Origin of the sequence: Flavobacterium sp. YO12, assembly GCF_004119495.1 — a bacterium.
Taxonomy (GTDB): Bacteria; Bacteroidota; Bacteroidia; order Flavobacteriales; family Flavobacteriaceae; genus Flavobacterium.
Genome location: NZ_NRQU01000006.1, coordinates 1 through 22,027 on the forward strand (window position 1 = coordinate 1; position 22,027 = coordinate 22,027).

A 22,027-nucleotide genomic window follows, 5' to 3' on the forward strand; every position below is an offset into this window, starting at 1 on the left:
CTTTATAGCGGTTTTATACTTTAGCTTCCTTGTTTGTTCTTTAGTAATATTTTGTTTTTTTAGAAAACAGAGTTTTTAAATGAGTATTTCTTTAATTCAATAATAGTTTGTAGTTTAATTTTGTTAAATTATGATTATTTGTTTGGTCTTAGGTATTAATACTTTAGAATTTTTGGATTTGAATGAGTATTTTTGTCTTTAAATTATTTATTTAAACATGAAGAAAAGTATTTTACTGTTGACACTTTTTGTTATTACAAATCTTAGTGCACAACAACGTCCCAAATTAGTTGTAGGTATAGTAGTTGATCAAATGAAAATGGAATATTTATATCGATTTTCTGATGATTTTTCCCCAAATGGTTTCAAAAAATTAATGAATAATGGATATGTTTTTCAAAATATGCATTATAATTATATGCCAACTTATACTGCACCTGGACACGCTTCAATTTATACTGGTACAACTCCTGCTACACATGGTATTGTTGGTAACGAGTGGTTCAGCAGGACTCTCGGAAAAGAAATGTATTGTACAGATGATGCAGACGTAAAAACTGTTGGTGATGGAACTGCTGAGGAAGGGGCTATGTCTCCTAAGAATCTTCAAAGTACTACAATTACTGATGAAGTTAGAATGGCTACTAATTTTAATGGAAAAGTAATTGGAATGAGTCTTAAAGATCGTGGTGCAATTTTGCCAGCTGGACATTTTGCCAATTGGGCATTTTGGTATAGTAAGACAGGATCTTTTATTTCTAGTACTTTTTATGGAGAGAAATTGCCAGAATGGGTTTCTGAATTTAATAATGAAAAAAACTACTTAAAATACATTAATAAAGGCTGGGATTTATACAAACCTGCTTCAGTGTATAATGAAAGTCTTCCGGATAATAATCCTTATGAAGGAAAACTGTATGGAAGTGCAGCTCCTGTTTTTCCATATGATTTAAAATCAATGTATGAGAAGAACGACGCTGGAGTTATTCGTGCAACTCCTTATGGGAATGATCTTTTGGCTGAGTTTGCAAAAAGAGCAATTGAAAAAGAAGAACTTGGAAAAGATAACATAACAGATTTTTTAACTGTTAGTTTTTCATCTACTGATTATGTTGGTCATTTACTAGGGCCTAGATCAATGGAACTTCAAGATACTTATTTGAGATTAGATCAAACTATTGCTGATTTTTTAGCTTATTTGGATAAGACAGTTGGAAAAGGAAATTATTTACTTTTTTTAACAGCTGATCATGCAGGGGCAGAAAATGTAATTTATTTAAAGGATCGTAAATATAATGTAGATAATTATCCTTCTAAGCAAGTTAAGAAAAGCTTACAAGATTTTTCGACAAAAACTTTTGGAGTTGATTTGATTTTAAATTACTCTAATTTTAATGTTTTTTTCAATAGACAAATCATAAAAGATAAACGTTTGGAATTGGCTGCAGTTAAACAAGCTTTTAAAGAGTTCTTGATTTCTCAACCACAAGTGAAAAAGGTTTATACAGAAGAGGAAATTTTGGCAAATGGCGGAAATGATTATTCATTAAATTTTGTTGCTAAAGGTTACGATGTTACTCAAAATGGTGATTTAGTAATTGTGGATAAACCTGGAGATATTGAATATTCTACAACAGGGACTTCTCATGGTACCATTTATAGCTATGATACTCATGTACCGGCTATTTTTTATGGCTGGAATATCAAAAAAGGAGAATCTTATGATAAAAAAGCAATAACTGAAATAGCTCCAACAATTGCACAAAAAATTAAAGTTACTTTCCCTAATGGGACAGAGGCAAAGGTTTTGCAAGAAGTTTTGGATAATAAGAAATAACATTAAACCTGTTCTTTTAAGAGCAGGTTTTTTTAGGATAAAATAAAAGGCTTTTCGTGATGAAAAGCCTTTTGTTTTATTGCTTAGTAAGCACTTATTTAATATTGACACTATGCGTTTGCCAATACTAATTCTTCATTGTAAGGAAGATTCCATGCTTCAGCAACTCCTTTATAAAGGATTTTTCCGTTAGCAATATTTAAACCTTTTTTCAATTCTTCACTTTCAGCACAAGCTTTTTCCCATCCTTTGTTTGCAAGTTGTACAGCATAAGGTAAAGTAGCATTAGTTAAAGCTAAAGTAGATGTATAAGGTACAGCTCCTGGCATATTTGCTACACAATAGTGAACAATATCATCAATAATAAAAGTTGGGTTTTCGTGTGTTGTTGGAGTACAAGTTTCAATGCAGCCTCCTTGGTCAACCGCAACGTCAACTACAACTGCTCCTGGACGCATTAATTTTAGCATATCACGAGTAATTAAGTGAGGTGCTTTTGCTCCTGGAATTAAAACAGCTCCAACAACTAAATCCGCATCTTTAATTGCTCTTGTAATGTTGTAATGGTTAGACATTTCTGTATTTACATTTGCAGGCATAATATCGTCTAATTGACGTAAACGAGGTAAGCTTAAATCCATAATTGTTACTTGAGCCCCTAATCCAGCAGCCATTTTTGCAGCTTGAGTTCCTACGATTCCTCCTCCTAAAACTAATACTTTAGCGGGTGGAACACCTGGAACACCTCCTAAAAGAATTCCTCTTCCTTTTAATGGTTTTTCTAGATATTTTGCACCTTGTTGAATTGCCATACGACCTGCAACTTCAGACATTGGTACTAATAATGGCAGACTGCGATCTGTTTTTTCAACAGTTTCGTAAGCTAAACATACTGCACCTTTTTCAAGCATAGCGTGAGTTAATGGCTCTGATGAAGCAAAGTGGAAATAAGTAAATAACAATTGATCTTTCTTGATTAATGGATATTCTGATGCAATTGGTTCTTTTACTTTAATAATCATTTCAGCAATAGCATATACCTCTTCAATTGTTGGTAAAACTACTGCTCCTGCCTGTGCATATTCATCATCACTAAAACCGCTACCTAAACCAGCAGTAGATTGAACATAAACAACGTGTCCATGTTTTTTCATTTCAGAAACTCCTGCTGGAGTTAATGCTACACGATTTTCGTTGTTTTTGATTTCTTTTGGAACTCCTATTATCATTTTGTTATATTTTTTTGTTTTTATTGAAATTGTTTTACAAATCTACAGATAGAGAATAAATTATGGTTTACAGGGTAATAAATAAGAAAATATTATTTTATTTTTTAATTTTACAGAAAATTATTCTTTTTAGAGAAAGGATTAAATCTTCAAAGAGAAAAAAAACTAAATTTCATAAATTTTAATACAACGTTTTCGTTATGGCTTTAGATGAAATAGACAAAAAAATCTTACGTCTTTTACAAGTAGATGCACATTACACTTTAAAAGATATTGCAAACAAAATAAATTTGTCTTTAACTCCTGTTCATGATCGAGTGAAACGACTTGAAAAAGATGGAATTATAGAGAAATATGTGACCATTTTGGATAAGAAAAAACTCGGAAATAATTTGACTGTTTATTGCCAAGTAACACTCACTAAACAGACCTATGATACATCTGAGGGGTTTAATCAGTCAATTTTGAATCTGCCTGAAGTGGTGGAGTGCAATTATGTATCTGGAAATTTTGATTATATGCTAAAGATTATAATTCCAGATATGGAAAGTTACCATCATTTTCATCAAAAAAAACTTTCTATCTTGCCGGAAGTATCTCTTATAAATACCGTTTTTGTTATTTCTGAAGTTAAAAGCACTACGGTTTTACCGGTTTAAAAATAAAAAACCATCAAGGAGACTTGATGGTTTTAAGGTAATTTGGTTTTGGTTAGGTTTCTGTTAATAGTAAGTAAATCGTCTTACTTTTGCTATATATTTTGCAAGACGTATTACCTGATGGCTATAGCCGTATTCGTTATCGTACCAGATATATAATACTATATTTTTACCATCTTTTGATACAATAGTTGCGTTACTGTCATATATTGAAGGGGCAGAAGTTCCAACAATATCTGATGAAACCAATTCATTATTCAAAGAATATTTTATTTGCTCTACCAATTCTCCCTCAAGTGCATATTTCTTCATAATTTTATTGATTGCTGCAATTGAAGTGGCTTTTTTAACCTCTAGATTTAAAACTACAAGCGATCCATTTGGTACAGGAACTCGAATAGCATTCGAAGTTAATTTTCCTTCTAATGATGGTAAAGCTTTAGCAACTGCACTTCCTGCACCTGTTTCAGTAATTACCATGTTTAGCGCAGCAGCTCGGCCGCGACGGTATTTTCGGTGCATATTATCAACCAAATTCTGATCATTGGTATAAGCATGAATAGTCTCTAAGTGACCTTTTACTACTCCTAAAGTTTCTTCAATAACTTTTAAAATTGGTGTAATGGCATTTGTGGTGCATGAAGCAGCTGAAAAAATATCGTTTTCATCTGGACTATACTCATTATGGTTTACACCATGTACTATATTTGGTACTCCTTTTCCTGGAGCAGTAAGTAAAACTTTATTAGCTCCATTAGAAGTTAGATGTCTTTTTAAAGCCTCTTCAGTTGTGAATGCTCCCGTATTATCAATTACTAAAGCATCATTTATTCCGTATTGAGTATAATCAATTTCTTCAGGAGAATTTGCTGTAATAATATGAACAGTAGTTCCATTAATGATTAAAGCATTGTTTTTTGGATCGGCAATTACTGAACCTTGAAAGTCTCCGTGAATTGAATCGTATCGTAGTAAAGAAGCTCGTTTTTCTAAACTTGATGCATCATTTTTATCACGCGTAACAATTGCTCTTAAGCGCAATTGGTTTCCTTTTCCAGTTTTAGACATTAATTCTCTAGCTAACAAACGTCCGATTCTTCCAAAGCCATATAGGACAACATCTTTTGGCTGGATTTCTTTTGATGATTTCGCCTTTTTTAATTTTTCGATAACAAAATACCTTGCATCAGGATATTTTTCGTCTTCTAAACGATACTCATAGGTAAGTTTTCCAAGGTCTATTTTTGCTGGTGGAAGATCTAATGACAAAACAACTTTTGCGATTTCTACCGAATCAAAAATTGTAATTGGCTTACCTACAAATTCACCTGCATATTGATGAAGATTGATAATGTCACTGACATTTTTATCCAGTAATTGGTTTTTGAATAAAACCATTTCAATGGATTTGTCGTACCATAAATCACTTATTACTTTGATTAATTCGACACCAGCTTTTCTTCGGTCGACCTGTAATGATACCTCTTTTTGGTACAAAGATTTTTTGCTCATAATTGATTAAATTAAAAAAATAAAATGCTCACTATTTTAAAATTTTGCGCAAAAGTATCCATTTCAATCGATTTCGTAAACTATTTTAGCATTTATTTTTGAAATTAACTTAGAGGCTATTTCTTTTCATTGAATAAAAAAAGCCATCTTAATTATTTAAGATGGCTTTTAGTAATGTTATTTTGTAAACAGGGATTTAGATTATAATTCTAAAAATTTCACCATTTCTGTTTATCATTTCAATGCGGGAACTCTGTCCTTCGTCTTTTTTACTTAAAAGTTTAGAAACAGTTTCAACATTTGTTGCTTTTACATTGTCTATACTTAAAATGATATTACCCTGCAGCTCGTTTTGGTACTGCATTAAATTCTCATTTGTAATATTTTTGATTTTTACACCATAATCAATTCTGAATTTCTTTTTGTCAGAAGCATCAATATTTTCTAATTCCATTCCTTTGTATTCAGTACTAAAAAATTCATTTTTACTTAAAGTAACCGGAACGGTTTTAGTTTTCCCTTCTTTAATATAGGTAACTTTAATAACATCGTTTGGACGTTTAGTATTAATGTAACCAGAAAGATCTGCATAAGTTGAAATATTTTGTTCATCAAGTTTTACAATAATATCGCCTTTGCCAAGACCAGCTTTTTCTGCTCCAGAATTTTTAGAAACCTTACTAATATAAAAACCTTGAGTTTCAGTAACTCCTAATTCTTTAGATACAGCACTATTCAGTTCTCCGCCTTCAACGCCTAAAATTCCTCTTTGTACATTTCCAAACTCCATTATATCCTCAATAATTTTTCGAGCAATATTAGAAGGAACTGCAAACGAATAGCCTACATAAGATCCTGTTGTTGAGGAAATCATAGTGTTAATTCCAATTAATTCACCTCTTGTGTTTACCAATGCCCCGCCGCTGTTTCCAGGATTCACGGCAGCATCAGTTTGAATAAATGACTGAATACCGCTTTGATCTAGATTTCTAGCTTTCGCCGAAACAATTCCTGCAGTTACAGTCGAAGTCAAGTTATACGGATTTCCTACTGCCAAAACCCATTCGCCAACTTTTACGCTGTCAGAATTCGCAAAAGGCGTATAAGGTAATTTTTCGTCAGCATTAATTTTTAAAAGCGCAATATCCATCTTAGAATCCGTGCCAACAAGTTTTGCCTTATAAGACTTTTTATTATTTAATGTTATTTCAATTTCTGTAGCATCTTTTATAACGTGATTGTTTGTTACAATGTAGCCGTCTTCAGAAATAATAACACCAGACCCAGTCCCTACCTGTTCCTGCTGCTGTTGTCCTCCATAACCATAGAAAAATTCCAGCATAGGATTACTCACAGTTCGCCTGCTGACATTTTTAACGTGAACAACAGTATGAATTGTTTTGTCCGCAGCCTCTGTAAAATCTACAGTCTCAGCAGAGAGAGCGACATTTTTCCCGAATGAATTGGGCGCAAGTGTAACAACAGAGTTTCCTTTTCCAAAAAGAGAATTGTTACTCTCAAATAATAACTTGTAAGCTCCAAGGGTAATAGCGCCACTTAAAAGTGATACTAAAAATAAGGATGAAAATCTTTTCATAATTACAATTTTGTTTAAGTTATTTAATGTAAAAATAAAGCAAAAAAATATTTTGTAAAGTGGTTTAACTCTCTTTAACAATGATTAACATTTCATTAATTATTAGTTCGTACTTTTGTATTACTTAATGACTAAAAAATGCAAATAGAATTCTATAAATATCAAGGAACTGGCAATGATTTTGTCATGATTGATAATCGTACAAATTTTTTCCCAAAAGACGATGTAAAATTGATTGAACGCTTATGTGACAGACGTTTTGGTATTGGAGCTGACGGTCTTATTCTGTTAGAAAACGATCAAGAAACTGACTTCAGAATGGTTTATTATAATTCTGATGGAAACCAAAGTTCAATGTGTGGAAATGGAGGACGCTGCCTAGTAGCTTTTGCAAATCAGCTAGGAGTAATCGATAATAAAACAACCTTTATAGCAACAGACGGTTTGCACCATGCATCAGTAAATAATGACGCAATTGTTTCATTGCAAATGATTGATGTTGATGAAGTGAAAAAAAACGATTCTTATACTTTTTTAAATACAGGATCGCCGCATCATGTTCAGTTAGTTGATGATTTAGAACATTATAATGTGAAAGAAAACGGAGCAGCCATTCGTTATGGAGAATTATATGGAGAAAAAGGAAGCAATATTAATTTTGTAAAAAAAGTTGACGATCAAACTTTTTCACTTCGTACTTATGAAAGAGGAGTTGAAGATGAAACTTTGGCCTGTGGAACTGGAGCGACTGCTGTTGCAATTGCAATGAATGCTATTGGTCAGACTGATAAAACTTCGATTGATTTAAATGTTGAAGGCGGAAAATTAAATGTTTCTTTTGATAAACTAGGAGAACATTTTACAAATGTTTTTTTAACTGGACCAGCAAAATTTGTTTTTAAAGGAACAATCGAAATCTAATATTTAATAATGATTACACTCAAAGGCGATACAATTTATCTGCGTGCATTAGAACCTAATGATTTAGAGTTTGTATATGCCATGGAAAATGATCAGAGTATTTGGGAAGTCAGCAATACCCATACACCTTATAGTCGTTTTTTAATTCGTCAGTATCTCGAAAATGCCCAGCAAGATATTTATGAAGCAAAGCAATTGCGTCTGGCTATTTGTCAGGATGAAGATTTTCCAGCAATTGGTTTGATCGATATATTTGATTTTGATCCAAAAAATAATAGAGCAGGAGTAGGAATTGTGATTCAAAAAAATGAAAATAGAAGTAAAAACATTGGTTCTGAGGCATTAGAGCTGCTGATTAATTATTCTTTTTTTAATTTGAATCTGCATCAGCTTTATGCAAATATTAGTACAAGTAATGACGCAAGTATAGCTCTTTTTACTAAATTTGGTTTTGAGAAAATTGGAATTAAAAAAGATTGGATTTTGCTGAATAACCACTATCATGACGAAGCAATTTTTCAATTAATTAACAAAGAACATTTAAATTTATAGCTTTGAATCTAAAGAAAATCATCACAATAACTGCTGTAGCCGTAATTTCTGTTTTAATAGTTTACGGTTTTATATTAATTAGCCAAATATTCAGCGCCAATACAAAATTTCAAGAAAAAGAGGTTTATGTTTACGTTCCAACTGGCGCAAACTATACTGATGTAAAAAAGATATTAGAACCCTATATCAAGAATTTTGAAAATTTTGAAATGGTGGCAAACAAAAGAAGTTATCCAGAAAATGTAAAGTCTGGACGTTTTCTTCTTAAAAAAGACATGAACAATATTGATTTAGTTCGTGCTATGCGTTCAAATGTTCCTGTAAAATTGGCTTTTAATAATCAAGAGCGTTTAGAGAATTTTGCTGGAAGAGTTGGTTCTGAAATCGAAGCAGATAGTTTGTCTTTAATGAAAGCATTTAAAGATTCTACTTTTCTAGCAGCAAACGGATTCAACGAGGATAATGTTTTTGCTATGTTTATTCCAAATACATATGAAGTATATTGGAATACATCTGCAGAAAAGTTCCGTGACAAAATGATAAAAGAATATCATAATTTTTGGACTCCTGAAAGAATTGAGCAAGCTAAAAAACAAGGTCTAACGCCAGTTCAGGTATCTATTTTAGCATCTATAGTTCACAAAGAATCAGTTAAAAAAGATGAGCGTCCGCGTATTGCCGGCGTTTATTTAAACAGATTACGTTTAGATATGCCATTACAAGCAGACCCTACAGTAATTTATGCTTTAAAACTGCGAGATAACAATTTTGATCAAGTAATAAAAAGAGTTTTTTATAATGACTTGGTTATGAAATCACCTTACAATACTTATGTAAATACAGGACTTCCTCCAGGACCTATTGCAATGGCTGATATAACGGCATTAGAAGCTGTTTTGAATCCTGAGAAAAACGATTATATCTATTTTTGTGCAAGTGTAGATCGTTTTGGTTATCATGAATTTGCTTCAACTTTAGCAGAACATAATGTGAATGCTAAAAAATATTCTGACTGGATTGCAAGTCAAGGTGTAACGAGATAAGAAAAGGGTAGTTTTTTTTAAACACATAAATCATTAAACCGAAGTTTTTGCTTCGGTTTTTTTTATGATCTGTAGTGAAAGTAAATTTTTAATTTAATTTTTTTAGGATTTTAGTTTAATTTGATTAAAAGGTGTTTTTTTAGGTATAATTTATTTCTTGTTTTTTATAATTGAAGTTTTTTTTCACGTTAAAAACTATATAAAATCGTAGGTTTAATCTTTCTATTTTAACAAATTTGATAAAAATTTGATAAAAATGACATTTTATTGAATTAGTTTTTGCCCTTTTTTAAGTCTTATTCATTTTGAAAAAATAAGCTCTAATAATGCGTGATTAAAGGGTTTAGACTAAATTTTAAAAATCTTAAAAACTCGTAAAGTGTTGATTTATAGCATTGTTTAATATTCGTTATCTTTGCAGCGTAGAAATTTCAAAAAGGTGACAGCGTTTTGAAGAAAAACAATTTATGATAAAGAAGTGGTATTTTTATGCGAGTTTGATCGTTATTATTACATTTTTAAGTTTGGGTTTTAAACCCTTTACTTTGGAAACCAAACCTTGGTTTTTAACAGAGAAAACAGATGGATCTGAATACTTGTTTCCATCAACAGAAAAGGATGATTATCCTAAAATTAATCTAAACGTCCCATATACAGGAAATCGTCTTATTGGTTTTAAAGAAGCAGTTGCTTTTAAAGAGTCTCAAGGAAAATACCGAATGGTAAATTCTTTAGGATATATGGGAAAATATCAATTTGGTTCTAAAGCATTACGTGCTATCGGAGTCAGCAATGAAAAAGAATTTCTAAAAGATCCTGCCTTACAGGAAAAAGCTTTTCTAGCATTATTATCTAAAAACAAATGGATTTTGCGTAATGAAATTGAAAAGTATGAAGGAAAAGTTGTTAGTGGTATTCAAATTACCGAATCAGGTATTTTAGCGGCAGCGCATTTAGGTGGTGCTGGATCAGTAAAAAACTTTTTTAAAAATAAAGGCAATAGACATTTTAGAGACGCTTTTGGAACTTCATTAAAAAGTTACATGCGTGATTTTGGCGGCTATGATCTTTCATTTATTGAAGCAGATAGTAATGCAACAATAAACGATTAACAATTAAAAAAATATCCCGAGCAATCGGGATATTTTTTTATAATCTAGTCAATTAATATTTCTAGAATTTTGATAGCAGCTTCACTTATTTTGGTTCCTGGGCCAAATACTGCCGCCGCACCAGCGTCAAATAAAAACTGATAATCCTGTGCAGGAATTACTCCGCCAACAATTACCATAATGTCTTCACGATCGTGTTTTTTAAGTTCTTCAATAACTTGCGGAACCAATGTTTTATGCCCAGCAGCAAGAGAAGAAACACCCAATATGTGAACATCGTTTTCAACAGCTTGTTTAGCAGCCTCTGCCGGAGTTTGAAACAAAGGTCCTATATCAACATCAAAACCCACATCAGCATAACCTGTTGCAACTACTTTTGCACCTCGGTCATGACCGTCCTGTCCCATTTTGGCAATCATAATTCTTGGACGTCTTCCTTCTTGCTTCGCAAAAGCATCAGCAAGCTGTTTCGCTTTTTCGAAATTCTCGTCATTCTTTATTGCTGCACTATACACACCGCTAAATGATTTAATTTGCGCTTTAAACCTTCCAAACACACTTTCAAGAGCATCACTTATTTCGCCTAAAGTTGCTCGATTTCGGGCAGCTTCAATAGCAATTTCTAATAAGTTGCCTTCTTTGGTTCTTGCGCAATGAGTTAATTTTTCAAGTGATTGATTTACCTTTTGTGAATCTCTTTTTTCTTTTATTTCTGTAAGTCGTTCAATTTGTTGTTTACGAACCATTTGGTTGTCAACATCCAAAATATGCAAAGGATCTTCTTTATCTAATCTAAATTTATTAACACCAACTATTATATCTTGACCGCTGTCGATTCTAGCTTGTTTTCTTGCGGCTGCTTCTTCAATTCTTAATTTTGGAATCCCAGCTTCAATCGCCTTTGTCATTCCACCAAGCTCTTCAACTTCTTCAATCAGTTTCCAAGTACTTTCTAAAATTTCATTTGTAAGCGATTCTACATAATAACTTCCGCCCCAAGGATCAACAGTTTTGGTTATTTTAGTCTCTTCTTGTAAATATATTTGTGTATTGCGAGCAATTCTAGCCGAAAAGTCAGTAGGTAATGCAATTGCTTCATCAAGCGCATTTGTGTGTAAAGACTGTGTACCTCCAAATGCAGCTGCTGTTGCTTCAATGCATGTTCTGGCAACATTGTTAAAAGGATCTTGTTCTGTCAAACTCCATCCGCTGGTTTGACAATGTGTTCTTAATGCTAATGATTTGTCGCTTTTCGGGTTAAACTGTTGAAGCAGCTTTGCCCAAATCATTCTGCCCGCTCTCATTTTTGCAATTTCCATAAAATGATTCATTCCAATTGCCCAAAAGAAAGAAAGGCGGGGAGCAAATTCATCAATAGTCATTCCAGTTGATAATCCCGTTCTAATATATTCTAATCCATCTGCTAAAGTGTAAGCTAACTCAATATCTGCCGTTGCTCCAGCTTCCTGCATATGATATCCTGAAATAGAGATAGAATTGAATTTTGGCATTTTTTTGCTCGTAAATTCAAAAATATCGGCAATAATTTTCATGGATGGCGCCGGTGGATATATATAAGTATTACGTACCATGAATTCCTTCAAAATATCGTTCTGAATAGTTCCAGAAAGTTTATTAAGTTCAACACCTTGTTCTTCAGCAGCAACAATATAAAATGCCATTATAGGCAAAACAGCACCATTCATGGTCATTGAAACTGACATTTCATCAAGCGGAATCTGGTCGAATAATACTTTCATGTCTTCGACAGAATCTATGGCAACGCCTGCTTTTCCTACATCACCAACAACTCTTTCGTGATCTGAATCGTAACCGCGATGAGTAGGCAAATCAAAAGCGATTGAAAGTCCTTTTTGACCTGCCGCTAGATTTCTTCTATAAAAAGCATTGCTTTCTTCAGCAGTTGAGAATCCCGCATACTGACGAATTGTCCAAGGACGACGAACATACATCGTAGCATATGGTCCGCGTAAATTAGGTGCAAAACCAGCTCCAAAGTCAAGAAACTCTAAATCTTCTATGTCTTTTTCAGAATAGTTTTTTTTGAGTTCAATACCTTCGGCAGTGGTGAAGTTGTGCGTTAAAGAGTCTGAGTTATGCATCAGTTCGTCTAACTTTTCACTTTTAACATCTAATTTAATATGTTTAAGGTCTTTTCTTATCATGGAGACGCTTCGTTATATTGTTTTATTAATTACAGATAAAGAAAAATTATTCTTGTTCAAGCCTTTCCTGTTCCAGTTTTTCGGCTAATCTTTTTTCTATAATTGGTGTAATTAATGTTTTTCTCGGCTTGATTTTTACAAAAGGAAACAGCTCTAAGTCATGTTTCATTTTGTCCTCTTTGTTAGGGTATTTATTTGTGCCTAATAAAACTTCTTTTTTTGAGTCGAATAATTCTTGCTCTTTAGCGGCGCTTTCTTGAATTTTCTTTTTGATAGTTCCGTCGTTTAGAAGTTTTAAGAAACCTCCATTTGCTTCAATATCTTTAAAAAGCGTTAAACTTTTTTCAGCCAGCTGCATTGTTAAACTTTCAATATAATAGCTTCCATCCGCAGGATTATCTACTTTGTCAAAATAGCTTTCGTGTTTTAATACTAATAATTGGTTTCGTGCAATTCGATCGCCAAATTCATTGTCTTTATGGTACAATGAATCATAAGGTAAATTAGCAACAGCATCTGCGCCGCCAAGGATTGCCGACATACATTCGGTTGTAGTTCGAAGCATATTGACATTATAATCGTAAATAGTTTTATTCCGTTTCGTTGGCGTAACCAATAAATGACATTCTAAATTAGAATTGTATTCAGCTGCAATTAATTTAAAAAGCATTCGTAAAGCTCGAAGTTTTGCAATTTCAAAAAAATAATTTGTTCCAACAGAGACTTGAAAAACAATCGGTTTTGTAATACTTGGTAAACGATTTAAATATTCATTTGCGTGCGCTAAACTATAGGCGATTTGCTGTGTAATATTTGCTCCTGCATTTTGATATAAACCGGAATCGATACTAAGCAATGAAAGATCTTTTGTTTCGTTTGAAATTTTTTCAAGCGTTTCAAAATTATTTTTATCTGAGGTTGTGAACCAATTTCCGTCACGGGCCAATTGTCCGATAGGATCTAGATTACAATAAAAAACAGCTTTTTTCTCAATAGAAATTGCGTTTAATAATTTTACGAAATCGATTGAGATAAAGCTTAAATTGAAGTAAACGGTTTTGTTTTCTAAAGGAAGATTTTCTAGTAATTTTTGAACATCAGTATTTTCGTTTTGAATAGTAAAACGAAGACTTTCTGCACCTCTTTCGATTGTATCAATTGCACGTTTAATCGATTTTTCGATATCATGTACAAAGATGTTTTGGCAGATTTGAAAATTAGAAGCGTGAGTTTTAATCGATGCTGCTTTTGTGAATTCGTCACGATGATAAAATGGTTTAACCTGAATATCTTCAGGAGAATTCCAAATCATCGTTTCGTTATAATCAGCTCCATCTAATTCAAACTGAATTTTTTGTTTCCATTGTTTGGATGAAATAGGATTAAAATCGTTGAATAGTGTATTAGCCATTAGTTGCTTTTTTCTGATTATTCTTTATCTGGAATAGTATCTCCTTCGAATTGAATGATGTAAATATCTTCGCTGTCTTTTTTCATAAAATACTTTTCGCGAGCATATTTTTCTATTTGTTCAGGATTTTTTAGCTGCTTGATCTGTTCTTGATCTTTTTTTATTTCGTCCTGATAGTATTTTTTATTGTCTTGCAGTTCGTTAACTTGCTGGTCTAAAAAACGATGATCAAAATAGGAATAATTGTCTAGAAACAGCATCCAGATAACAAAAAAGAGAAGTACCCAAACATACTTATTGCCTAGGAGTTTAAACCATTTTTTGTCTTTATAAGGATTTTTCATTTTGCTTTTCATTACCTATTATACTGATCACGATAAAATCAGGATCAGCCCTTTTTTTTAATGGTTTAAATTTACAATAAAAATTATGAAATTCTCTGATTAATTACAGCTCGAACTACATCAATTGCTACAGTATTGTATTTGTCATTAGGTATAATGATATCAGCAAAAGCCTTAGACGGCTCTATAAATTGCTCGTGCATAGGTTTTAATGTGTTTTGATAACGGTTTAAAACCTCGTCGATATCACGTCCTCTTTCTGAAATGTCTCTTTTTAAACGACGAACTAATCTTTCATCAGAATCGGCATGAACGAAAATTTTGATATCGCAAAGTTCACGTAATTCAGGATTCGTTAAAATTAAAATTCCTTCAACGATCATTACTTTTCTAGGATGTGTTGACACCGTATCATCTGTCCTATTGTGTTGTATGAAAGAATAAACAGGTTGATCGATAGTTTCGCCTGATTTTAGAGCTTTTAGATGTTTTACTAAAAGTTCAAAATCAATAGATCTTGGATGATCAAAGTTAATTAATGCTCTTTCATCAAAAGATAAATTATCGGTTTGTTTGTAATACGAATCTTGAGAAATTACACCAACTTCAGTGTCTGGTAATTCGGTCATGATTTGGTGTACAACTGTTGTTTTTCCACTTCCTGTTCCTCCTGCAAGTCCAATAATGAGCATAAAATTTTTGTTTGTTATTTGTTTGGCAAAAATAATAATTTAAGTGAATTGTGTAAGCATATTAATGTATTTAACCATATAAGTAATGTAAGTAAATTTAAGCAAGCAGAATATTCAAACAATTTGTTACTTCATTGAACTAATATCACTTATATGGTGAAAAATATAAAAAAAATCCCGAAAGTAAACCTTCGGGATTTCGCGCAATCAGTATAGTTTTAATAAAATATTCTGAATTTAGTAAGCACGTAAAATTATTTATTCTTTTTTGCTTTTATCATCATTTCAAGCTGGTCCCAAAGCTCTTCTGGGATTGCTTCTAATAAATTGAATTGTCCTGCACCTTTCAGCCATTCGCCTCCGTCGATTGTGATAACATCTCCATTTACATAAGCTGAAAAATCAGATACTAAATAAGCAGCCAAATTGGCTAATTCTTGGTGATCTCCAACACGTTTCAAAGGCACTTTTTTTGCCATATCAAACTTTTCAGAAAGATCTCCTGGTAATAACCTGTCCCAAGCTCCTTTTGTTGGGAATGGTCCTGGGGCAATAGCGTTTGAACGAATTCCATATTTTGCCCATTCCACAGCAAGACTTCTTGTCATGGCTAGAACTCCTGCTTTTGCAGTAGCACTTGGTACAACATACGCAGAACCAGTCCAAGCATAAGTCGTTACAATATTTAAAATCGTTGCCGATGTTTGTTTAGTGTCAATCCAGTGTTTTCCAAAAGCCAGTGTACAGTTTTTAGAACCTTTAAGTACAATGTCTATAACAGTATCAAATGCATTTGCAGACAAACGTTCTGTTGGAGAAATAAAATTTCCAGCAGCATTGTTCAAAAGAACATCTACTTTTCCAAAAACTTTTAAGGTTTCCTGAAGCATATTTTCTACTTCTTCATAATGACGAACATCACATTGAAGAGGCAGACATTTCCCGCCAGTTTCATTTTCAAGTTCCGTTGCAGTAGTTTTTAGCTTTTCTAAATCTCTAGAAGTTATAGCGACTTGAGCGCCTAATTCTAGAAAATATTTTGTCATCGCTTTTCCTAAACCGCTTCCGCCGCCTGTAACAACGATAACTTTTCCTTTTAAAGCGTCATCACGTAACATTTTATCTGTATAGCTCATACTTTTCTTTTTTTACAATATTAATTAAAAAAATAGGATGCACGCATAATAAAGTTGTAAAATTTTGATAAACTTTATATTTCGCATAGTTTTTTTGCGGCAGCTTCTAGTGTTAAATTATCTTTAGCGAAGCAAAAACGTATTAATTTCTGGTCTTTATGATCAGAGTAGAAAGTTGAAATAGGAATTGCGGCAACGCCATGATTAATAATTAGATTTTTGCAGAAAGACACATCATCTTCATCAGAAATAGCAGCATAAGAAGCTACCTGAAAGTAAGTCCCTTCACATGGATTCAATTCGAAACGGCTGTTTTGAAGTAGTTTCTGGAAATAATCTCTTTTTTCCTGATAGAATTTCCCAAGTAAATTGACATCAACAACGTCTAAATATTCGCTGATCGCAGCTTGTGAAATACTGTTTACACTGAAAACCAAAAACTGATGTACTTTTTTGATTTCTTTCATTAAATGTTCCGGAGCAATAGTGTAACCAATTTTCCAACCCGTAATATGAAATGATTTTCCAAAAGAGGAAACCATAATACAACGATCTAAAAGGAAATTTTTGGTATGCGCCGAAATATGTTTTTCTTCAAAAGTAATGTATTCATAAACTTCATCAGATAAAACCAAAAGATCGGGAAATTTTGAAAGTATTTTTTCTAATTGATCAAAATCAGCATCAGTTAATATTTTTCCTGTCGGATTATGCGGATTATTGATGATAATCATTCGGCTTTTATCCGAACAGGCTTTTTCGATTATTTCCCAATTTAGAGTATAATCATCATTTAGCGCCACACGAACAGGTTTTGCATTACATAGTAAAACAGGTGATTCGTACGAATCATAACTTGGATCAAGAATAATTACTTCATCATTTTCTTTAACCAAAGCCAAAATCGATGTAAAAATTCCCTGTGTTGCGCCAGCGGTAATCAAAAGTTCTAATTCAGGATTAATCGTTCTGTTGTACGAACTCTGAGTCAGCTTGGCAACTTTGTTCATCAATGGCGGATAACCTGCCATTGGTGTATATTGGTGTACGTTTTCCTTTGATAATCTTGCCACTATATCTGTTAACCTTTCGTCAACAGGAAAATTCGGGAATCCCTGAGAAAGATTTATTGCATTATATTCGGCTGCCATTTTTGACATTACTGTGAAAATGCTTGTGGTTACGTTTGGAAGTTTACTCATGATAAAGTTTGATTAGGGAAAACAGGTGAGTGCTATATAAAAAACGGATTGAATTTAACTATTTTAAAGTTATTGGAAGCGAATATAGAACTCTAACTTTCTTACCGTCTTTTTCTCCAGGAGACCATTTAGGGCATTTTTTCAAAACTCGAATTGCTTCAGCTCCTGTGTTGAAGCCTGCATCTCTAAGGATTTTTATATCAGTTAATGCGCCATCTTGCTCAACTATAAAGGTTACGTAAATTTTTTTTCCTTTGAAGTCAATACCCTCATCAGGGTTTTTGAAATTATTTTCTACAAATTTATAGAATTTCTCAAAACCTCCCGGAAAGATTGGTTTAACATCTATTCCTGCGGTATTGTAAATTGTTTTATCGCTATTCGTCGGAACGTTTTCGTCAATAATTAAATGTGAATCGAAATAAAGATCTTTATCTTCAACTACAACAGGCTCTGCTTTTTTTGTTTCTGAAGTTTTTGTTTTAGAAACTTGTTTGGTGTTTTGAGAAAACACAGTCTGCAGGCAGCATAGAAAAATCAGGGTTAAAAGCTTTTTCATTACGACAACTTTTAAATTTACATTTTATGAATAATAAAAATAGTAGGGCGATTGTGTAAATCTACTTTTAATTTTTTCCAGTCAGAAATTTTCATTGTTTTAATAAATTCTGTTGGTAAAGTAATATCTGTTGCAATACATAAATGTGTTGACGGATTTACAATCTGTAAAATATCTTCAACCAATTTATTATTTCTATAAGGTGTTTCAATAAAAATCTGAGATTGATTTTTATCGTGAGATAATTTTTCAAAATGTCTCAATGCCGATTTTTTCTCGTCCTTGTCAATTGGTAAATAACCATTGAAAGTAAAGCTTTGGCCATTCATTCCAGAAGCCATCATGGCCAATAGGATAGAAGAGGGGCCAACTAATGGGACTACTTGAATTCCTTTTTCATGCGCCAATTTTACAATAACGGCACCAGGATCAGCAACACCTGGGCAGCCCGCTTCACTCATTAAACCCATATTTTTTCCCTCTAGTAAAGGTTTGATAAAGTCTAAATGTTCGCTTGGTTCCGTTCGTTTATTAAGAGTGAAAAGAACTAATTCTGATTGTTTTTTTTCAGGATAAACTGCTTTTATTGATTTTCTAGCAGTTTTGTCATTTTCGACAATATAGTGATCTATAAGTTCGATACTTCTTCTAACGGTTTGCGGCAAAACATCCATCGGATCGCTTTCGCCCATTGTAGTTGGAATTAAATATAGTTTTCCTAGAAGTTTCATTTTGTGATATTTTATAGTTTAAAACAAAAAATGTATTTTAATTATTTATGAATAACTAAAATACAAATTAAATTATGAATGTTTTTTGATAAGTTTTTGGGCAATTATTTCAGATGCTTCGTCCAACATTTGATAAACATTATCAAATCCGTTTGCAGCTCCGTAATAAGGATCTGGAACATCTACATTTTCATCTGGGAATAATTCATTCAGAATAAGATGAACTTTATTTTTGTGTTCGGGAGTTTTGGCAAGATGAAGGACGTCTCTTAAATTTGAATTATCCATTACATAGATATAATCAAATTCATCAAAATCAGAAGTTTTAAATTGTCTTCCTTTTTGATTGTCAATACATAAGCCGTTTTTTTTAGCCACAGCAATAGAGCGTTTGTCTGGCGCGTGGCCTATATGCCATGATCCTGTTCCAGCAGAATCAACGATGAATCTATCATTAGGTAATTTTGAAGCTAGTATTCCTTCTGCTAAAGGAGATCTGCAAATATTTCCTAAACAAACCATTAAAATTTTTACTGGCATGATTCGCGTTTATAGCGTTAGTTTTTTGTTGATGTCTTCGACAAATTTTTTGAATTGTTTGTCTGTAGAAACTAAATTGTCAACAGTTTTGCAGGCGTGTAAAACAGTAGCATGATCTCGGTCTCCAATTTGTGAACCAATATTTGCCAAAGAAGCTTTGGTGAATTTTTTTGCAAAAAACATAGCCAACTGCCTCGCTTGAACAACGTGCCTCTTTCGTGTTTTAGATTGAAGTGTTTCAATGTCAAGTTGAAAATAGTCAGATACAATTTTTTGAATATAATCGATAGAGATTTCTCTCTTAACGTTTTTAACGAATTTCTCTACAACACTTTTAGCAAGCTCAATCGTAACCTCTTTTTTATTGAAAGAAGATTGGGCGATTAACGAAATGATCGCGCCTTCTAATTCTCTAACATTAGATTTAATGTTGCGCGCAACATATTCTATAATATCTTCTGGCATTTCAACTCCATCACGATATAAAATGTTTTTTAAGATTGAGATACGAGTTTCGTAATCGGGCTGGTGCAATTCTGCAGATAATCCCCATTTAAAACGAGATAATAAACGCTGCTCAATATCCTGCATGTCAACAGGAGCTTTATCCGAAGTTAAAATTACCTGTTTTCCGTTTTGGTGCAGGTAGTTAAAAATGTGGAAGAAAACGTCCTGAGTTCCTGATTTTCCTGATAAAAACTGAACGTCATCAATAATCAAAACGTCGATTAATTGGTAAAAGTGAATAAAATCATTACGATTATTCTTTTTAACCGAATCAATATATTGTTGTGTGAAAATCTCGGCAGAAATATATAAAACCGTTTTTTCTGGATATTTATCTTTTACTTCTACACCTATAGCATGTGCCAAGTGTGTTTTTCCTAAACCAACTCCTCCAAAAATCAATAACGGATTAAATGAAGTTCCTCCAGGTTTATTGGCAACAGCCATACCTGCAGAACGAGCTAAACGGTTTGAATCTCCTTCAAGGAAATTATCAAAGCTGTAATTAGGATTTAATTGAGATTCAATTTTTAAATTTCTAATTCCCGGAATTACAAAAGGATTTTTAAGCTCTGGATTTAAGTTTTTAAACGGAGCATCAACCTCTTGTGGTTTCATTGGCACTCTGTTGGAACTTGGCAGCTGCTCGGTAAACGGCTGTTTATTTCCGTAAGTGTTCTCCATTTTAATTTTATAGAGTAACTTTGCGTTTTTTCCTAGTTCTTTGGTAAGCGCAACTTTCAATAATTTTACGTAATGCTCTTCGAGCCATTCGTAGAAAAATTTACTTGGTACCTGAATATATAATGCGTTGTCGGTTAGCTCAACTGATTTGATTGGTTCGAACCAAGTTTTATAAGCTTGATCTTGAATATTGTCTTTTATAAAGGACAAACAGTTTTCCCATACCGATTGAGCAGTTTTAGTCATAAATTCAGATAAGTTTTTTTATTATTGATAAAGATTCTCCTAATAAAAAAGGAGCAATTTTATTCCGTATTTCGGGATAACAAATATGTGAACAAATTTCTGTAAAAAAAAATATTTTGGGGTCTAATTTTATAAAAAAATGTTGTAAGGACGTTTTTGAAAGTTAATTTTTTTTAATCTGTAAATAATGAAAAATCATCAAACGCAAGTGCGTGTTCGTTACTCTGAAACTGACCAAATGGGGGTTGTTTATCACGGAAATTATGTGCCTTATTTTGAAATTGGACGCGTCGAATGGCTTAGAAACAAAGGGATTTCGTATGCCAGCATGGAAGAAAGCGGAATTGGCCTGCCAATTGTTTCGATGCAGATTAATTATAAAAAATCGGCACGCTATGACGAGCTTTTAACAATTCATACCACCTTCAAAAGTCAGTCTTCTGTTAAGATTGAATTCGACTGCGCAATTTATAATGAGTCAAATGAGTTATTAACAACAGCAGTGTTTATTTTAGTATTTATTTCGTTAAAATCGGGTCGCCCGACTGCACCTCCAAATTACATTTTAGAATTATTTAAAACACTTGAATAATTGTTAAAATGAGATGTGTTTTAATGTTAATTTATATAATTTTAATATCGATTTCAAACATTAAATCAAAAATGTCGAATACTGATTCGGCATTTTTTTTTCGCGTTTTGGTGATTATTTTGCCAATTGGAAGTCCAGAATCTTCATCCATTTCCATTTCTTGAGAAGTAATTTCGAGTTTTTTTTCTTTTATAACCCGCATTACTTTGTTCATGTTTTTATAATCGAACGAAATTAAAAAATGAACGTCAATTGTTTTTTCAACAATTTCACAAACTTCTAATGTCATTTGAGCCGTTGTTCGATAAGCAGCAATTAAACCGCCTACACCTAATTTAGTACCTCCAAAAATACGAACCACAACTATAAGAACGTTTGTTACGCCAAAAGATTGTATTTGTCCGTAAATAGGTGCGCCGGCTGTATTGCTTGGTTCGCCATCATCATTTGCCCGATAGGAAATTTTTGGAGCTGTGCCCAATTGATACGCATAGCAGTAATGTACAGCGTGCGGATGAAGTTTTCTTAAATTCTCAATTATTGGTTTTACTTCCTCCTCATTTTCTATAGGAAAAGCATAACCAAAGAATTTGCTGCCTTTTTCTTTAAAAAGTACTTCTTCAGATTCAATTGCTATGGTTTGATAAGTATCGCTGTATTCCAAAATTAAAATTCTAAATTGAGTTTTTTTGCCACGAATTACACAAATTTTCCCGAATTTTATTTTGATCCAAT

21 protein-coding genes are annotated in these 22,027 nt (G+C 32.7%); 7 read left to right on the forward strand and 14 right to left on the reverse strand.

The annotated features are described in order from the left end of the window. Positions 1 to 217 precede the first annotated feature (217 nt). Positions 218 to 1,837: an alkaline phosphatase PafA gene (pafA, locus tag BOW55_RS02795; RefSeq protein ID WP_129022891.1), complete on the forward strand. Its 1,620-nt coding sequence runs from the start codon at positions 218 to 220 to the stop codon at positions 1,835 to 1,837. Between the two features lie 110 nt (positions 1,838 to 1,947). Here pafA and ald read toward each other — a convergent pair whose 3' ends face one another. Beyond that, positions 1,948 to 3,066 carry an alanine dehydrogenase gene (gene ald / locus BOW55_RS02800; protein ID WP_129022892.1) on the reverse strand — a complete coding sequence of 373 codons (1,119 nt, stop codon included), beginning with the start codon at positions 3,064 to 3,066 and terminating at the stop codon, positions 1,948 to 1,950. A gap of 200 nt (positions 3,067 to 3,266) precedes the next feature. Here ald and BOW55_RS02805 point away from each other — a divergent pair, with 200 nt between their 5' ends. Next, positions 3,267 to 3,725, forward strand: coding sequence for an Lrp/AsnC family transcriptional regulator (locus BOW55_RS02805; RefSeq protein WP_089052857.1), 459 nt, complete (start codon positions 3,267 to 3,269; stop codon positions 3,723 to 3,725). A gap of 63 nt (positions 3,726 to 3,788) precedes the next feature. Here the strand turns inward: BOW55_RS02805 and BOW55_RS02810 are convergent, their stop codons facing one another. Both BOW55_RS02810 and BOW55_RS02815 read right to left on the reverse strand, forming a co-directional pair. Next, complete coding sequence (locus tag BOW55_RS02810) at positions 3,789 to 5,237, reverse strand: glyceraldehyde-3-phosphate dehydrogenase (protein WP_129022893.1); 1,449 nt, start codon at positions 5,235 to 5,237, stop codon at positions 3,789 to 3,791. Positions 5,238 to 5,433: 196 nt separating this feature from the next. Further along, on the reverse strand, positions 5,434 to 6,834 hold the full coding sequence (locus BOW55_RS02815) for a trypsin-like peptidase domain-containing protein (protein ID WP_089052859.1): 1,401 nt from the start codon (positions 6,832 to 6,834) through the stop codon (positions 5,434 to 5,436). 138 nt (positions 6,835 to 6,972) lie between these two features. Here BOW55_RS02815 and dapF point away from each other — a divergent pair, with 138 nt between their 5' ends. The 4 genes from dapF (at position 6,973) to BOW55_RS02835 (ending at position 10,462) form a co-directional block, all read left to right on the forward strand. Then, positions 6,973 to 7,755, forward strand: coding sequence for a diaminopimelate epimerase (gene dapF, locus BOW55_RS02820; RefSeq protein ID WP_129022894.1), 783 nt, complete (start codon positions 6,973 to 6,975; stop codon positions 7,753 to 7,755). 9 nt (positions 7,756 to 7,764) lie between these two features. Continuing rightward, on the forward strand, positions 7,765 to 8,307 hold the full coding sequence (locus BOW55_RS02825; RefSeq protein ID WP_129022895.1) for a GNAT family N-acetyltransferase: 543 nt from the start codon (positions 7,765 to 7,767) through the stop codon (positions 8,305 to 8,307). A 2-nt stretch (positions 8,308 to 8,309) separates the two neighbouring features. After that, a complete protein-coding gene (gene mltG / locus BOW55_RS02830) occupies positions 8,310 to 9,350 on the forward strand; it encodes an endolytic transglycosylase MltG (RefSeq protein WP_089052862.1) in 1,041 nt (346 codons plus the stop codon). 467 nt (positions 9,351 to 9,817) lie between these two features. Beyond that, positions 9,818 to 10,462, forward strand: a complete 645-nt coding sequence (locus BOW55_RS02835) for a peptidoglycan-binding protein LysM (protein WP_129022896.1) — start codon at positions 9,818 to 9,820, stop codon at positions 10,460 to 10,462. Positions 10,463 to 10,506: 44 nt separating this feature from the next. On the opposite strand, the gene scpA is transcribed toward BOW55_RS02835, so the two are convergent. The 10 genes from scpA to dnaA all read right to left on the reverse strand — a co-directional run bounded on the left by scpA (position 10,507) and on the right by dnaA (position 20,700). Beyond that, on the reverse strand, positions 10,507 to 12,648 hold the full coding sequence (scpA, locus tag BOW55_RS02840; protein WP_129022897.1) for a methylmalonyl-CoA mutase: 2,142 nt from the start codon (positions 12,646 to 12,648) through the stop codon (positions 10,507 to 10,509). Between the two features lie 46 nt (positions 12,649 to 12,694). Next, entirely contained in the window at positions 12,695 to 14,059 is a 1,365-nt protein-coding gene (locus BOW55_RS02845; protein ID WP_129022898.1) for a methylmalonyl-CoA mutase subunit beta, read from the reverse strand. A 17-nt stretch (positions 14,060 to 14,076) separates the two neighbouring features. Beyond that, positions 14,077 to 14,403 (reverse strand): septum formation initiator family protein, encoded by a 327-nt coding sequence (locus BOW55_RS02850; RefSeq protein WP_089053084.1) that lies wholly within the window; start codon positions 14,401 to 14,403, stop codon positions 14,077 to 14,079. 83 nt (positions 14,404 to 14,486) lie between these two features. After that, positions 14,487 to 15,095, reverse strand: a complete 609-nt coding sequence (gene udk, locus BOW55_RS02855; RefSeq protein WP_089052866.1) for a uridine kinase — start codon at positions 15,093 to 15,095, stop codon at positions 14,487 to 14,489. 254 nt (positions 15,096 to 15,349) lie between these two features. Further along, positions 15,350 to 16,231, reverse strand: a complete 882-nt coding sequence (locus BOW55_RS02860) for an SDR family oxidoreductase (protein WP_164974994.1) — start codon at positions 16,229 to 16,231, stop codon at positions 15,350 to 15,352. Between the two features lie 74 nt (positions 16,232 to 16,305). After that, positions 16,306 to 17,433 carry a methionine aminotransferase gene (locus tag BOW55_RS02865; protein ID WP_129022899.1) on the reverse strand — a complete coding sequence of 376 codons (1,128 nt, stop codon included), beginning with the start codon at positions 17,431 to 17,433 and terminating at the stop codon, positions 16,306 to 16,308. Positions 17,434 to 17,491: 58 nt separating this feature from the next. Then, entirely contained in the window at positions 17,492 to 17,992 is a 501-nt protein-coding gene (locus BOW55_RS02870) for an energy transducer TonB (RefSeq protein WP_129022900.1), read from the reverse strand. 17 nt (positions 17,993 to 18,009) lie between these two features. Continuing rightward, the gene (locus BOW55_RS02875) at positions 18,010 to 18,723 is read right to left on the reverse strand and encodes an SAM-dependent methyltransferase (RefSeq protein ID WP_129022901.1); all 714 of its coding nucleotides are present in this window, start codon (positions 18,721 to 18,723) and stop codon (positions 18,010 to 18,012) included. A gap of 72 nt (positions 18,724 to 18,795) precedes the next feature. Further along, positions 18,796 to 19,263, reverse strand: a complete 468-nt coding sequence (locus BOW55_RS02880) for a low molecular weight protein-tyrosine-phosphatase (RefSeq protein WP_089052870.1) — start codon at positions 19,261 to 19,263, stop codon at positions 18,796 to 18,798. A gap of 9 nt (positions 19,264 to 19,272) precedes the next feature. Beyond that, on the reverse strand, positions 19,273 to 20,700 hold the full coding sequence (gene dnaA / locus BOW55_RS02885; protein WP_065451227.1) for a chromosomal replication initiator protein DnaA: 1,428 nt from the start codon (positions 20,698 to 20,700) through the stop codon (positions 19,273 to 19,275). Positions 20,701 to 20,887: 187 nt separating this feature from the next. Here dnaA and BOW55_RS02890 point away from each other — a divergent pair, with 187 nt between their 5' ends. After that, a complete protein-coding gene (locus BOW55_RS02890; protein WP_089052871.1) occupies positions 20,888 to 21,292 on the forward strand; it encodes a thioesterase family protein in 405 nt (134 codons plus the stop codon). Between the two features lie 31 nt (positions 21,293 to 21,323). Here BOW55_RS02890 and BOW55_RS02895 read toward each other — a convergent pair whose 3' ends face one another. After that, positions 21,324 to 21,956 carry a YigZ family protein gene (locus BOW55_RS02895; protein WP_089053085.1) on the reverse strand — a complete coding sequence of 211 codons (633 nt, stop codon included), beginning with the start codon at positions 21,954 to 21,956 and terminating at the stop codon, positions 21,324 to 21,326. Positions 21,957 to 22,027 lie beyond the last annotated feature (71 nt).